Here is a 13,159-nt window from a genome sequence, read left to right as displayed (position 1 = left end):
AAGTGAAAATTACTTTTATATATGGTAAATTAAATCGAGCAGTAATTAGTTTAAAGATTCAAAGCAAAAAACCCCTCCATTAATTAATGGAGGGGTTTTCGCTTTTTTAATTAATCCACTACATTAAGTCCCATTAAACTTGCAAATTGAATAGCTTGCTGACTTGAGACTTTACAACCAACCAAATCCTTCTTATCTATCGTTATATGTTCAAACGTTGATTTACTAATATCACTATTTTTAAGTGACGTTTCAAATATTTCTAAATTATTCAAGTTGCTACCTACAAATTCAGCACTTTTCAAATTGCATTGAAAAAATTGTGTGTTTTCCATCGTACCTTTATTAGTTATAAATGCTTCAAATTTTGATTCTATAAAATTTAACAAATACCCTTTACATTCATTAAATTCTACATTGCCAAAGCTCGTATTTTTAAAATTTGTTCCTGTCATACGACAATTATTAAAAACTACTCTATGAATTGAACCACGATCCAAAATAGCATTAGAAAAATCGCAATTTTCGAATATGACATCCATAAAGTCTACATTGACTAAATCAGTATTTGCGAAGGAACAATCCTTAACACGTGCTTCATAAATCCTAAGTTTATCTAAAGTTTCATTAGTCAATGCTGAACCAGCTACTTCACAAGCATTCAAAACAAAATCATCAGCTTCAAATACATCTCGCAGTTGCATTGGTTGTAAGTCGTTTATAAGTTGAGGCCCTTTTATCTTCAAATTTAGTAACTCCTATCTATGGTTAAACAAATAATATGTATTGAAAATATTTAACTTTAATTATATAAATCCTAACTGCTAATTACAAAGATTATTTATATTCAAAAATATCTTTATCTATATTTATAAGTAAGTTGCAAGTTCTAATATAAAACTGTTGTTTTCAGATTAAAATTAAGGGAATTTACAAAATAAAATACTAGAAGGGACGTTTTCATATGCTAAGAAATATAGATGAAGTAACAATTCCAGATAGTAACATAGTCCAAGATGCACAAAGCATTGTTCATGAATATGGTAATGAATTAATTTGGAATCATTCAAACCGAGTTTATTTATTCGGAGAAATTAAAGGACATCAAGATAATTTAAAATATGATAAGGAGTTACTCTATATCACTGCCCTATTTCATGACCTAGGTCTTACCAATCAATATAGTAGTGACGATTTAAGATTTGAAGTAGACGGCGCTAATGCAGTGAGACAATTTTTAGATACTTATAATTACGATGAACGAGATTTACAATTAGCATGGGATGCTATTGCTTTACATACTACACTTGGCGTAGCTGAACATAAAGAAAACAACGTAGCATTGTTATATCATGGTGTAGGTATGGACGTTATGGGCGACAACTGGAATCAGTATTCTGATGAAATTAGAAAAGCCATCGTTACTAAATTTCCACGCGGTAATTTTAAAAAAGACGTAATAAAAGCATTTTATGAAGGATTTAAACATAAACCAGAAACAACATTTGGTAATATTAAATCAGATGTAATCAAATATTTTGAACCTGAATACCCACAAAATAACTTTTGTTCATGCATTTTAAGATCCAAGTGGGAGCAATAACATTAAACCCATCGCCGAAGCGATGGGTTATTTTTGTATATAAACTGGATGCTGATCAAGTTTATACAATCTTTGAACTTAGTGACAAAATAATTAAATAACCATTATTATAAATCCAGTAAATAGTATCAATTCTTGTGGTTATGTGGTTGAAGACAATAACAATATTATCGTAATGTTTAATGCTGAACGTAATTATTTAGGATGGTAATGATAATTTAACTATTAATAAAAACCAAAAATTCTACCAGCCATGCCCCCTATTGCTATTATGGAAATTATAAACCACTTATTTTGTGTGTATTTCATTTTAATAATACTAGCTTCAATTTTGTCATCTACTGTATCTAAGACTTCTAATTTATCGCTATTTACTTTTTTGCACAAATCTCTACTAGTAATTCGCAATAAAGTCTTAATTTCATTTATATTGTTATCAATGTTATCGAAACGAGTGTCTATATGTTTTTGGTATTGTTCAAATTCTGGGTGTGTGACTTTATCCATTTTCATAGGTTCACCTACTTCTTCATTTAATAATTAATAGCTACACATATGAAGCACATTCAGATAATATAGAAACTTTGACTTCAATGTATTTAATATCATTGTGCTCTCGTTGGTTTCAATTTATTTGTTAATATAATACGAAACTAATTTTGAAAAGTACAGAAAAAATTCAAAAACTAAAAAATCTCCTGCCTCTAACAAATTTCAATAGCACAATTCTTATTCGTGAACTTAAATAATATGAAAATCACACTCCTATATCCAAACTATTTTATTGGCATAAAAACACCCACCTATTTATTTAGGTGGGTTTTGACTATTTTAATTGTAACAAATATCTATAATATGCCACTCTTACTTCTGCATCCTCTGCATAAAAAAACTGTTGTCCTGGATAAGTATTTACCTCGAATAATCCAATATTCCCCTTTGAATCGACACCTAAGTCAATACCTAATGCATCTAAATTATAGTTATATAAACTTTCAAATCTATTTGGAAATGATTTACATAAATGTTCAAGTTTATCTTTTATTTTTCTCCATTCTTCTCCAAAATTACTTTGAAGAAATGGCACTATTGGTGATATACCTCCACCTTGACTTATGTTAGAAGTAATATTTTTCCCCAAACCAATACGAGGATATATTTTAACCTTTTGCCACTTACCGTTTTCATTTTTTCTTACATGTAGCCTAATGTCAAAAGGACTTCCATCTTTCGTTTTTGTTTCTATAAAAGGTTGACATATGTATGTGGGTTTTAAATAATTCGATTTCATTATGCTTATTAATTCTTCATATGAATAGTCAGTAGCTATACTATCATTCATTAACCTGTATACATCCCCCAATTGTTCAATAACAATTATATTTCTCCCTTGACTACTAAAAACAGGCTTCAATAATATTTTATTATATTTATTTAAAAATAATAATACATCATCTGGTTTTTCTACTAAAACATATGGAATTAGGACATCTTCAAATAAATGACTATTTTCTAACAATCTAAAAACCTTACTTTTGCCACCTATAGGATTTGTTGTTAGTATAGCTTTTTCTTTAAGAGAAGCATATAGTTCTTTATTTACTGATTTCATAGGTTCATTATCAACAACACATGGATAATCTACTGTTTTCCTAATCCATTTACCTTTTTCAAAAAATTGAGCATTTATTTTCTTGTTCTTTATATCAACATCCTCTGGGCTAAAATAAAAAAAGTCAATTTGATAGTGTTGACACACATATGCAACTGACCTAGCTAATATAAGTGGATTCTTGTTTGTTCTTAACATTCCGACCGAATTCATTTTTTACTCCTTATTGTATAATCTCTAATAACATCCGCTATCCCTGACTTAACCGCTTTAGTATTAGTTAACCACCCAACTACGTGTAGGTTTTCCTTATCAGGTGCATCAATCTTTTTTTAAATTCATATTGTCATTTTCTATTTTCTGCGATAGCTTAAATACTTCCTCACTACCATTTTTATTAAATGCTTATTAGACGTAAGTAAAACCAACAAGCTAAGTAATTCTAATGTGACTTTAAGATTTTTAAAATTTTTTATTTAATAAATCTATCTTTCACAATATAATTATAACTAAATAATATATTGTTATTCAATACATTTTTACACAAAATCAAAGTATAAATAGATGACTTTAAATTCTTTAATTCACTTGCAGTTAAATGGACATATATTCTCACCTACTAGATGAAACGGCAGAAATCGAAAAAGATAAAGCTATGACTGCATTAGAAGCTATGCCAACATCGTTGGCGTAACAGACTAAAATGAAAGCCAATATTGGCGTAGCGTTGGCGTAAAAGTATTTTTACTGTATTTAATTAAGATTATGGAGATATAATAAAACCCTCGTTACTTTAACGTTTTACTAACGCAAAATAACGAGGGATTACGACTTAACGGAGAGTGAGGGATTCGAACCCTCGAGACGCTTGTGGCGCCTACACACTTTCCAGGCGTGCTCCTTCGGCCAACTCGGACAACTCTCCATATATAAATATAAAAAAACAGAAGCGATTTTTCACTTCTGTTTGTATGACCCCGACGGGACTCGAACCCGTGTTACCGCCGTGAAAGGGCGGTGTCTTAACCGCTTGACCACGGGGCCATGGCTCCACAGGTAGGACTCGAACCTACGACCGATCGGTTAACAGCCGATAGCTCTACCACTGAGCTACTGTGGAATAATATTAGATGGAGCGGGTGATGGGAATCGAACCCACAACATCAGCTTGGAAGGCTGAGGTTTTGCCATTAAACTACACCCGCTTGTTAACGATTATGGGGCGGTTGATGGGAATCGAACCCACGAATGTCGGAACCACAATCCGATGCGTTAACCACTTCGCCACAACCGCCAAAGTTAAAAGTAATGGTTCAGGACAGAGTCGAACTGCCGACACATGGAGCTTCAATCCATTGCTCTACCAACTGAGCTACTGAACCATAATGGCGGTCTCGACGGGAATCGAACCCGCGATCTCCTGCGTGACAGGCAGGCGTGTTAACCGCTACACTACGAGACCAAAAAATATGTAATTGCGGGAGGCGGATTTGAACCACCGACCTTCGGGTTATGAGCCCGACGAGCTACCGAACTGCTCCATCCCGCGCTAATAATATTAATTACTTACGATTGGCTTACCAAATAATCATACCATATTTATTAATATCAAGTCAATAAATATTTGTTATAAATATATATTTCTTTAACTTGGCCTTAACAAAGTTAAGCTGTTTTTTAAGCCTTTTTAAGTATATTAATTTTTCTTAAAGCCGTCAATAACTTGCTCGAACTTTTTAGTGTAAAAAAGGATTATAACAATAATATTTTAATTTTAGTGATGAATTTATATTAAATTTATTACTGAAAAATCATTTTAAGGTTAAAACCTCACAAAATGACTTCATTTTTTAAGAGTTTCAGCATTCCCCTTTCTTTATTTAGACATTATTTTTTGAATGTTTTCTTGTAATGTAATAAATGTTGTAAAACCATCTTCATCTATAAAGTGGCCACCATGTGATTTAATTTTGCAAGTGCCCTTCAATATTTCCATTAAACGTTCTGTTTCTTTATATGAAACATATTTATCGTCTTTTGCACATAAACCATAAAATTGGCGTGCTTTTTTTCTAATATTTTCATAATCCAGCGACTCGGTATCTAAAGATAAATTGTCATCTAAATCTTTAGCATCTTCTTTAAATCCGGAAATGATAAATACCCCCTCAATAGGATCGATATCTTGTAACTCCAAATATTTAAGTCCTGCTAAAGCACCATAACCATGTGTTATAACATATGTATCATTTTTACTAATATTGACTTGTTCATCCAACGTCTTAACCCATGCTTCTAGAGGTTTAGAATATGCGTCTGCCATATCAAACAAAGTAACGTTGTATCCTTCTAACTGTAAATTGTTGCGTAACCAGTCATACCAATGATTCGTTGCATCCCCTAATTTTGAATGAATAATAACGATGTCTGTCATATCTTCCACTCCGTTTATATTTTTATTTATATTAAAAAGTTGAAGTTACATATTGCCGTCTAGCATATATGCACACCTCAACTATATTATTTATAATTCAACTAAAATACTTTTAGCAGCTTCTTCTGCTTGAGCAACACAGTCTGGTAATCCAACAGCTTCAAATGGAGCACCAGTAATACGTAATCTTGGATAAGTCGTAGCTATGTGTTCTTGTATTTCTTTAATCTTATTTATATGGCCAACATGATATTGAGGCATACTTTGTGGCAACCTATTAACGATACTAAAATCCGGATCACCGTAAAATTTCATCATCTTGCTTAAATCATCTCTAACTATGTTGACGATTTCAGAATCAGTGTGGTCTTCGACAACGGTATCTCCAGGTTTACCAACATATGCACGTATAAGCACTTTGCCTGTTGGCGTAGTAAATGGCCATTTTTTACTTGTCCAAGTACATGCTGTGATATTTGTATTACTTGTTCGTGCTATAACAAACCCTGTACCTTCATACGTATTTTCAATGTTTTGCTCATCAAATGCCATTACAACCGTTGCTACCGTCGTAGATTGCATCGTTTTGAAATAGTCTAAGGCCGGATCTTCTTTAAACCAGTTCATGAATACTTCATGTGGTGTTGCAATAATAATGCCATCATAAGTTTTGTCGTTCTCACCAATAACCAATTCATACTTTTGTTGCGACACGATAACATCATCAATCGGTGTATTATATTGAATGTTAACACCTAACTTTTCAACATATTCGACTAAAGCTTCAATAAAAGAACTTAAGCCATGTCGAAATTGTTTAAATTGTCCTTTTGGTGCGCCAGGGTACAATTGACGTTGTTTCATACGTTGTTCTTTCTCATGTTTCATACCTTTGATTAAACTACCAAATTGTTCTTCGCGTTCTTTAAACTGTGGAAATGTACTCATCAAACTTAAATCATCAATGTTAGTACCATAAATACCACCCATTAATGGTTCGATTAAGTTTTCCAATACTTCATCACCTAATCTATCTCTAAAAAAAGCACCAACGGAAATATCTTCATCCATTTTTGTAGGCTTTTTAATTAAATCTAGACCTGCTCTCAGCTTACCTTTTAAAGATATAAGTTTCGTAGAAATAAAAGGTTTAATATCTGTAGGGATACCCATGATAGAGCCACCCGGGATTGGATAAAGTTTATTTTTGGCGTAAATATAAGATTGTCCAGTCTGGTTAGTTATCAAGTCATCTTTTAATCCTATATCTTCTGCTACATCAGTCATAATCTTTTTACGACCTAAATAAGATTCTGGACCCAATTCAATTGTATAGCCATCTTTTCTATATGTTTGAATCTTTCCTCCAGCTCTATCTGTAGCTTCATATATAGTTACATCAATGTTAGGATTTTGTTTTTTTATAAAATATGCACTTGATAAACCGGTAATACCCGCTCCAATTATTGCAACACTTTTTGCCACTAAAAATCACTCTACCTCTTAAAATAATTTTTTGATTTCATCTACGATAGCACCAATAAACAATGGATCAGTATCTGGCATTGCTGGTCGATAATAATTAGCACCAATTTCATCACAAACCACTTTACACTCGTAATCATTATCATATAAAACTTCTAAATGTTCACACACAAAACCTACTGGTGTATAGATAAAGTTTTTATATCCATATTCTTTAAATAATTCACGAGTTAAATCTTGGACGTCAGGTCCTAACCATGGTGTACCCGTATTCCCTTCAGATTGCCAACCTTCTGCTACGTGTTTAATGTTAGATTGTGCAGATAAAATCTTTGCAGTTTCGTGCAATTCATTAGGATATGGGTCGTTTGATTTTTCTATCATACCTTTTGGTAAACTGTGAGCTGAAACTACTAATACAGTTTCATCATGTTCACTTTCAGGAATATCATTTAATGTGTCATTAATTTTTTGAGTCCAATATTGTATAAATTTCTCTTGATGATAATAATGTTCTACATGCGTTAAAGTAATTCCATATTTGTCCGCTTCTTCTTTAGCTCTTTTGTTATATGAGCCTACTGAGAAATTAGAAAAGTGTGGTGCTAAAACGACAGTAACAGCCTCTTCAATACCATCTTCGTGCATTTGCTTAACGCCTTCTTCAATATAAGGCGTAATGTGTTTTAGCCCAAGATATAGTTTGAATTCTACATCATTATATGTGTCATTTAACGCATCAAGTAGTGATTCTGCTTGTCTATCAGTCGTTCCTGCTAAAGGAGATAATCCTCCAATAAATTCATATCTATCTTTTAAATCCTGTAATTCAGCATCTGTTGGTCTTTTACCATGTCTAATATCTGTATAATAATCTTCAATATCGCTTTCTTTATATGGAGTCCCATAAGCCATAACCAATAGTCCTACTGTTTTTACCATGCTTTATCATCCTTTGTATTAAACTAAAAATTCGTTTACCACTGCTCATTAATTATGATTATACTCTTATCGTTGAGTATAGTTGTGTACAAATTCTGTCACTTTTCGTAAAGTTTCAGGTTTTACTTCAGGAAAAACACCATGACCTAAGTTGAAAATGTGTTGCCCGTAATTCATCCCTTGATCTAAAATATCTTTTAATCTACCTTCTATTACATCCCATGGCGCAAGTAATAAAGATGGATCTAGATTGCCTTGCAACGTTTTTGTGATATTTAAGTCGCTTGCCTCTTTAATTGATAATCTCCAGTCTAGCCCTAAAACATCTATTGGTAAGCTATTCCATTGATTTACTAAATGACTAGCACCAACGCCAAACAAAATAACAGGGACGTTATACTGTGTCTTAATACCAGAAATTAATTTATTCATCGCAGGTTTTATATAGTATTCATAGTCTTGTTCATTTAATGCGCCTACCCATGAATCAAACACTTGAATTAATTCAGCACCTGCTTCTATTTGAGCTGCTACATATGAAATAGAAATATTAACTAAATGATCCATTAAAGCAAACCAAGTTTCTTCATCACTATACATCATAGCTTTTGTGAAATTATAATTTTTTGAAGGTCCCCCTTCAATCATATAACTAGCTAATGTAAATGGCGCACCAGTAAAACCTATTAATGGTACGTTTAATTTTTCAGTTGTTAATAATTTAATGGTATTCAAAACGTAAGGTACGTCTCTTTTAGGGTCTATATCTTGTAACTTTTCAACATCACTTAGTGACTTAATAGGATTATGAATTACTGGACCTATGCCAGATTTAATTTCTACATCTACACCAATGGGTTGTAATGGTGTCATAATGTCTTTATACAATACTGCAGCGTCCGTATTATAATTATCGACAGGTAAATGTGTAACATACGCACATAACTCAGGTTGATGTGTAATCTCAAATAAAGAATATTTTTCTTTTAGTTTTCTATACTCAGGTTGCGACCTGCCTGCCTGACGCATAAACCAAACCGGTGTGTGGTCAACGGGTTGACCCTTAATCATATTAAGTATTGTTTTATTTTTATTATGCACCGTTAAATCCTCCTACATTATAATCATTCTTATTTATAATATCATATTGCGCTGCTTTCCGTATTTTATTCTGCTTAAATGTCATAAAAATGCCATACTGTTTAAATTGTATAAATACAATTGTTTTGACTATTGTTTTCTTTTTTAAATCTATTATAATATTGACAAAGCATAATTTTTAAAATAATTAAATAAGTGTATTGTGCATATACCTTTTTTGTTATAATCTTTAACACATGCTTATTAACTAAGGGGGATAAAGAAATTATGAAAATGTATGCATCCTATGGTACTTTTGGTTATTTAAATCAAATTAGACTAAATAATCCAGACCATAATTTATTGCAGTTTTCAACTTCTGATTCATCAGTAATAATAGAAGAAACTGATGGTACAACAGTTTTAAAAGAACCTATTGTTTATGATGTTATAGAATCTGAAGGCGAATTAGATAAAGATGATTTTTATGCAGTTTTATTCATACCAACTACTGACGATCATGCATATCAATTAGAAAAAACGATATTAGGTATATCTGCAGATTTCTCACAATTTGCTGGATTTAAGTCTTACCGATTCTTAAAACCTATAGAAGGATTAACTTATAAAATTTATTTTGGTTTCAGTTCAAGAAGTGCTTATGAAACTTTTAAAAATTCCACTCTATTTAACAATCATTTTGACAAAATATCATTGAGTCAATTTTTCGGTTCTAGTGGTCAATTTTCAAGTTACTTCGAACGCTTCTTGTATCCAATTGATGACAATTAATAATAATAAAAAGTGGTTATTCATGATTTCGGCGTCACTCGCTAAAATCAGAATAACCACTTTTTTAGTCTCTAAGTAATGTTTCTTGATATTTTAACTTTTTAATCACACTATTTATTGTTAACCATCCAACAATAAAGAATAAAAGCGCAAAATAAAACTGAGTAGGCTGTATTATAATGTAAACAATACTAAAGATTATGCCTAAAACTAACATCAGTCTGTATAAAAACTGTTCATACCCTTTTATAACTTTACTATCTGCTACTGGCCAGACTTGCGGCCATAATCCATATGCTTGCTGTGTATAAAATTGAGCCATTTGTAAAATAATAATATACATAAATAACGCACCAATAATTGCTGAGATAAACATTTGATTTAACCAAATCATCAATACTAAAGATATGACAACCAATCTGATGATTATATTAAATGCATCCTTTCCTCTCATAAAGCTTCTATAGAATAAAAATAGATACATATAATTATCATTGAAATTTTTATCCTTTGGAATACGTAATAATGGATCTAGATAACTTCTTCTCACTGCAGTTTCTTTTAAATGCTTAACATCTGTAAACATATTTACAAATTTATAATAGTTCATACGATGCTGCGCTTCAGAAGTAATCATTTTCTCCCATGGATAAAGTTCCTTTTTATTACAATAACGGAGAATGTATATGAGTGCGATTAAAATAACAATCGTCGTTACTGCTATAATACTTTTTACTTCTAATACTACATAATAACCAGAAAGATAAATTATAAATAGTAATAAATGAATAGACCAACTCTCAAGCTTATATTTGTACCATTCCCACTTTAATATTAAACCAATAAAGGGATTAACGATTGCTAATATGGCAAACATAATATAAAACATATAGGATTGATTGTTCAATACGTAAAATAAAGGAAAGAATATAAGTAACATTAATATTTGAATAGGTAATCGTAGCAAATAACTATAAACTAGACTTCTTTTCATATATTCTTCCATATGTTTTTCAAATGGTAATAAGAACAACCTATCCGCATCTTTTAATAATGTTCTAATTGGAAATAGCGATGTAAGAGCTAAAATCACACCGACTATCAACGGGAAGTTCAAATTCGATGGAATAGACTTAAGAAATTGTCCGTATCCTAAAATAAAAGCTCCGAGTAATATAAGTAAAAATATACCGAAATGACCGTTAAATATAAATTTATTATAGTACTGCTTCTCTTTGGCAATTTCTAGTTTTCTAGATTTAAAGAGCGCTTGTGCTGAATAATTCATGATTGTTCCCCACCTTGGGTTACATGAATATAAATTTCGTCTAATGTTTTATCATGTAGACCTGTTTGTTTTCTCAAGGTATCTAAATCACCCATGGCTACAATTTTACCTTTATCTAAAATAATAAAACGATCGCAATATTTTTCTGCAGTAGCCAGAATATGCGTACTCATTAAAACTGTTCTGTCTTCATTTTTCTTCTCAACCATTAAATCAAGCATTGATTGAATACCTAATGGATCTAAACCTAAAAATGGTTCATCGATAATGTATAAATCTGGATTAACTATAAATGCACATATAATCATTACTTTTTGCTTCATACCTTTAGAGAAATGACTCGGAAAGATATTTAACTCGTCTTCTAAGCGAAAAGTTTTCAGTAATGGGCGTGCACGTTCCATTGCCGTTTCTTTACTTATATTATATGCCATTGCAGTCATATAAATATGTTCTTCTAGTGTTAATTCATCATATATTACTGGCGATTCTGGTATATAAGATAATTTGCGTCTATATTGTTCAACATCTTCATTAATGTTGATATCAGAAATTGTTAATTTTCCATCCATTGGAGTTAATAAACCAAGCATGTGCTTAATTGTCGTACTTTTACCAGCGCCGTTTAATCCTATTAAGCCGACAATTTCCCCTGCTTGTAATTCAAAATTGATATCATTAATTATTGGTTTTTTACCATAACCACCTGTTAAATTTTCAACTTTTACTGTCATTTGGCACCTCCATGCACTATATTGTATCAAAAATCACGACTTAGTGATAAACAAATAGATGATATATGACGTAGTTTACTATAGAATGCTATAATAGTTCATAAGATGAATATAAGGAGTGTAGATTTTATGACTGAAACAATTTTTAGTAAAATCATTACAGGAGAAATACCAAGTTTCAAAGTATATGAAGATGACTATGTTTATGCTTTTTTAGATATTTCACAAGTGACTAAAGGTCATACTTTACTAATACCTAAAAAAGCTTCTCCTAATATTTTTGAAACAGATGCTGAAACAATGCAACATATTGGCGCAGCTTTACCTAAAGTTGCTAATGCAATTAAAAAAGCTTTTAATCCAGACGGTTTAAATATCATTCAAAATAACGGAGAATTTGCAGATCAATCTGTATTCCATCTCCACTTCCACTTCTTACCTCGTTATGAAAATGATACTGATGGTTTTGGTTATAAATGGGAAACACATGAAGATTCAATCGATGATGAGCAAAAAGCTCAAATTGCAAAAGAAATAGCTGCACAATTTGACTAATTATGCTTACTTCCTATAATTTAAGGGTAAGGAAAAATATTAATAATTGAGATATTAGAAATGAGGAGAATTTATATGAAAGCAACTCAAATTTTATTAGGCCTAGGTGCGGGTGTTGCTACTGGTGTTGGCGTTGTACTAATGAATAGAGAAAAACAAAACCATCAACAACTTGCTGGCAGAACTGGCCAACCTACTGGTGCAGAATCTGAGCTTAACCGTGAAGTAAATACTATTAAGCAAAATGTTAATGATATTATTAACTATGTATCTCAAATTAAATCTGAAAGTACAGAGTTTAGTAGTTCAATTGGTGACGAAGTTAAAGAACTTATCGGCAACTTCCAATCTGATATCAATCCAAACATCGAACGTTTACAATCACACATTGAGAACTTACAAAATCGTGGCGAAGAAATCAGCCATGCATTTGATAAAGAAGAAAAGTAATATTTGCTTATTTTCAATAGAGTTGAAGATATTGTCTAATAAGATTTTAACTGTCCTAAAGTCTTATTATTCCAATGTTTCTCGACTCTATTTTTTTGTCCTAAAATTAGCTTGACGCAATGTTTAAATAGGTAGATAATACGGAAGTATATTGAAACAGTAAATGAATGCAAGGAGATAATGA

The 13,159-nt window shown here is 31.5% G+C and carries 13 protein-coding genes and 8 tRNA genes; 4 read left to right on the top strand and 17 right to left on the bottom strand.

The genetic code is table 11. The annotated features are described in order from the left end of the window. Positions 1 to 110 precede the first annotated feature (110 nt). The gene (locus ISP08_RS05235) at positions 111 to 746 is read right to left on the bottom strand and encodes a pentapeptide repeat-containing protein (protein ID WP_195717924.1); all 636 of its coding nucleotides are present in this window, start codon (positions 744 to 746) and stop codon (positions 111 to 113) included. 218 nt (positions 747 to 964) lie between these two features. Between ISP08_RS05235 and ISP08_RS05230 the strand changes: the two genes are divergently transcribed. Continuing rightward, positions 965 to 1,603 (top strand): HD domain-containing protein, encoded by a 639-nt coding sequence (locus tag ISP08_RS05230; RefSeq protein WP_195717923.1) that lies wholly within the window; start codon positions 965 to 967, stop codon positions 1,601 to 1,603. A 225-nt stretch (positions 1,604 to 1,828) separates the two neighbouring features. Here ISP08_RS05230 and ISP08_RS05225 read toward each other — a convergent pair whose 3' ends face one another. The 14 genes from ISP08_RS05225 to hemE form a co-directional block, all read right to left on the bottom strand. Further along, positions 1,829 to 2,110 carry a hypothetical protein gene (locus tag ISP08_RS05225; protein ID WP_195717922.1) on the bottom strand — a complete coding sequence of 94 codons (282 nt, stop codon included), beginning with the start codon at positions 2,108 to 2,110 and terminating at the stop codon, positions 1,829 to 1,831. 319 nt (positions 2,111 to 2,429) lie between these two features. Further along, positions 2,430 to 3,428 (bottom strand): YheC/YheD family protein, encoded by a 999-nt coding sequence (locus ISP08_RS05220; RefSeq protein WP_195717921.1) that lies wholly within the window; start codon positions 3,426 to 3,428, stop codon positions 2,430 to 2,432. A gap of 623 nt (positions 3,429 to 4,051) precedes the next feature. Continuing rightward, positions 4,052 to 4,140, bottom strand: a tRNA-Ser gene (locus ISP08_RS05215). A gap of 47 nt (positions 4,141 to 4,187) precedes the next feature. After that, positions 4,188 to 4,259, bottom strand: a tRNA-Glu gene (locus ISP08_RS05210). Position 4,260: 1 nt separating this feature from the next. After that, a tRNA-Asn gene (locus ISP08_RS05205) sits at positions 4,261 to 4,335 on the bottom strand. An 11-nt stretch (positions 4,336 to 4,346) separates the two neighbouring features. Beyond that, positions 4,347 to 4,420: transfer RNA gene (locus tag ISP08_RS05200), tRNA-Gly, on the bottom strand. 13 nt (positions 4,421 to 4,433) lie between these two features. Further along, positions 4,434 to 4,509, bottom strand: a tRNA-His gene (locus ISP08_RS05195). 15 nt (positions 4,510 to 4,524) lie between these two features. Further along, positions 4,525 to 4,597 (bottom strand) — tRNA-Phe (locus tag ISP08_RS05190). 4 nt (positions 4,598 to 4,601) lie between these two features. Further along, positions 4,602 to 4,677 (bottom strand) — tRNA-Asp (locus ISP08_RS05185). A 13-nt stretch (positions 4,678 to 4,690) separates the two neighbouring features. Then, positions 4,691 to 4,764, bottom strand: a tRNA-Met gene (locus ISP08_RS05180). 327 nt (positions 4,765 to 5,091) lie between these two features. Then, entirely contained in the window at positions 5,092 to 5,649 is a 558-nt protein-coding gene (locus ISP08_RS05175) for an RBBP9/YdeN family alpha/beta hydrolase (protein ID WP_195717920.1), read from the bottom strand. A 90-nt stretch (positions 5,650 to 5,739) separates the two neighbouring features. Then, on the bottom strand, positions 5,740 to 7,134 hold the full coding sequence (hemY, locus tag ISP08_RS05170) for a protoporphyrinogen oxidase (RefSeq protein WP_195717919.1): 1,395 nt from the start codon (positions 7,132 to 7,134) through the stop codon (positions 5,740 to 5,742). 18 nt (positions 7,135 to 7,152) lie between these two features. Beyond that, the gene (gene hemH / locus ISP08_RS05165) at positions 7,153 to 8,076 is read right to left on the bottom strand and encodes a ferrochelatase (protein WP_195717918.1); all 924 of its coding nucleotides are present in this window, start codon (positions 8,074 to 8,076) and stop codon (positions 7,153 to 7,155) included. A 66-nt stretch (positions 8,077 to 8,142) separates the two neighbouring features. Then, positions 8,143 to 9,177 carry a uroporphyrinogen decarboxylase gene (gene hemE, locus ISP08_RS05160; RefSeq protein WP_195717917.1) on the bottom strand — a complete coding sequence of 345 codons (1,035 nt, stop codon included), beginning with the start codon at positions 9,175 to 9,177 and terminating at the stop codon, positions 8,143 to 8,145. A gap of 267 nt (positions 9,178 to 9,444) precedes the next feature. Between hemE and ISP08_RS05155 the strand changes: the two genes are divergently transcribed. Beyond that, on the top strand, positions 9,445 to 9,948 hold the full coding sequence (locus tag ISP08_RS05155; RefSeq protein ID WP_195717916.1) for a signal transduction protein TRAP: 504 nt from the start codon (positions 9,445 to 9,447) through the stop codon (positions 9,946 to 9,948). A 64-nt stretch (positions 9,949 to 10,012) separates the two neighbouring features. On the opposite strand, the gene ecsB is transcribed toward ISP08_RS05155, so the two are convergent. Further along, entirely contained in the window at positions 10,013 to 11,236 is a 1,224-nt protein-coding gene (gene ecsB / locus ISP08_RS05150) for an ABC transporter permease EcsB (protein ID WP_195717915.1), read from the bottom strand. After that, positions 11,233 to 11,970 carry an ABC transporter ATP-binding protein EcsA gene (gene ecsA / locus ISP08_RS05145; RefSeq protein WP_195717914.1) on the bottom strand — a complete coding sequence of 246 codons (738 nt, stop codon included), beginning with the start codon at positions 11,968 to 11,970 and terminating at the stop codon, positions 11,233 to 11,235. The genes ecsB and ecsA overlap by 4 nt, the downstream gene beginning before the upstream one ends. 129 nt (positions 11,971 to 12,099) lie before the next feature. On the opposite strand from ecsA, the gene ISP08_RS05140 reads away from it, so the two are divergent. Together ISP08_RS05140 and ISP08_RS05135 are read left to right on the top strand one after the other, a co-directional pair. Next, positions 12,100 to 12,525, top strand: coding sequence for an HIT family protein (locus ISP08_RS05140; protein ID WP_048792927.1), 426 nt, complete (start codon positions 12,100 to 12,102; stop codon positions 12,523 to 12,525). A gap of 75 nt (positions 12,526 to 12,600) precedes the next feature. Beyond that, positions 12,601 to 12,975 (top strand): YtxH domain-containing protein, encoded by a 375-nt coding sequence (locus ISP08_RS05135; RefSeq protein WP_195717913.1) that lies wholly within the window; start codon positions 12,601 to 12,603, stop codon positions 12,973 to 12,975. Positions 12,976 to 13,159: the final 184 nt, after the last annotated feature.

This window comes from Staphylococcus lloydii (assembly GCF_015775975.1).
Taxonomy (GTDB): Bacteria; Bacillota; Bacilli; order Staphylococcales; family Staphylococcaceae; genus Staphylococcus; species Staphylococcus lloydii.
This window is presented reverse-complemented; position numbering and strand designations above follow the sequence as displayed.

Bases quoted from the DNA above. Each gene is read 5' to 3' on its own strand.
- ISP08_RS05230 (WP_195717923.1), top strand. From the start codon at position 965: ATGCTAAGAAATATAGATGAAGTAACAATTCCAGATAGTAACATAGTC.
- ISP08_RS05225 (WP_195717922.1), bottom strand. From the start codon at position 2,110: ATGGATAAAGTCACACACCCAGAATTTGAACAATACCAAAAACATATA.
- ISP08_RS05220 (WP_195717921.1), bottom strand. From the start codon at position 3,428: ATGAATTCGGTCGGAATGTTAAGAACAAACAAGAATCCACTTATATTA.
- ISP08_RS05175 (WP_195717920.1), bottom strand. From the start codon at position 5,649: ATGACAGACATCGTTATTATTCATTCAAAATTAGGGGATGCAACGAAT.
- hemH (WP_195717918.1), bottom strand. From the start codon at position 8,076: ATGGTAAAAACAGTAGGACTATTGGTTATGGCTTATGGGACTCCATAT.
- ISP08_RS05155 (WP_195717916.1), top strand. From the start codon at position 9,445: ATGAAAATGTATGCATCCTATGGTACTTTTGGTTATTTAAATCAAATT.
- ecsB (WP_195717915.1), bottom strand. From the start codon at position 11,236: ATGAATTATTCAGCACAAGCGCTCTTTAAATCTAGAAAACTAGAAATT.
- ecsA (WP_195717914.1), bottom strand. From the start codon at position 11,970: ATGACAGTAAAAGTTGAAAATTTAACAGGTGGTTATGGTAAAAAACCA.
- ISP08_RS05140 (WP_048792927.1), top strand. From the start codon at position 12,100: ATGACTGAAACAATTTTTAGTAAAATCATTACAGGAGAAATACCAAGT.
- ISP08_RS05135 (WP_195717913.1), top strand. From the start codon at position 12,601: ATGAAAGCAACTCAAATTTTATTAGGCCTAGGTGCGGGTGTTGCTACT.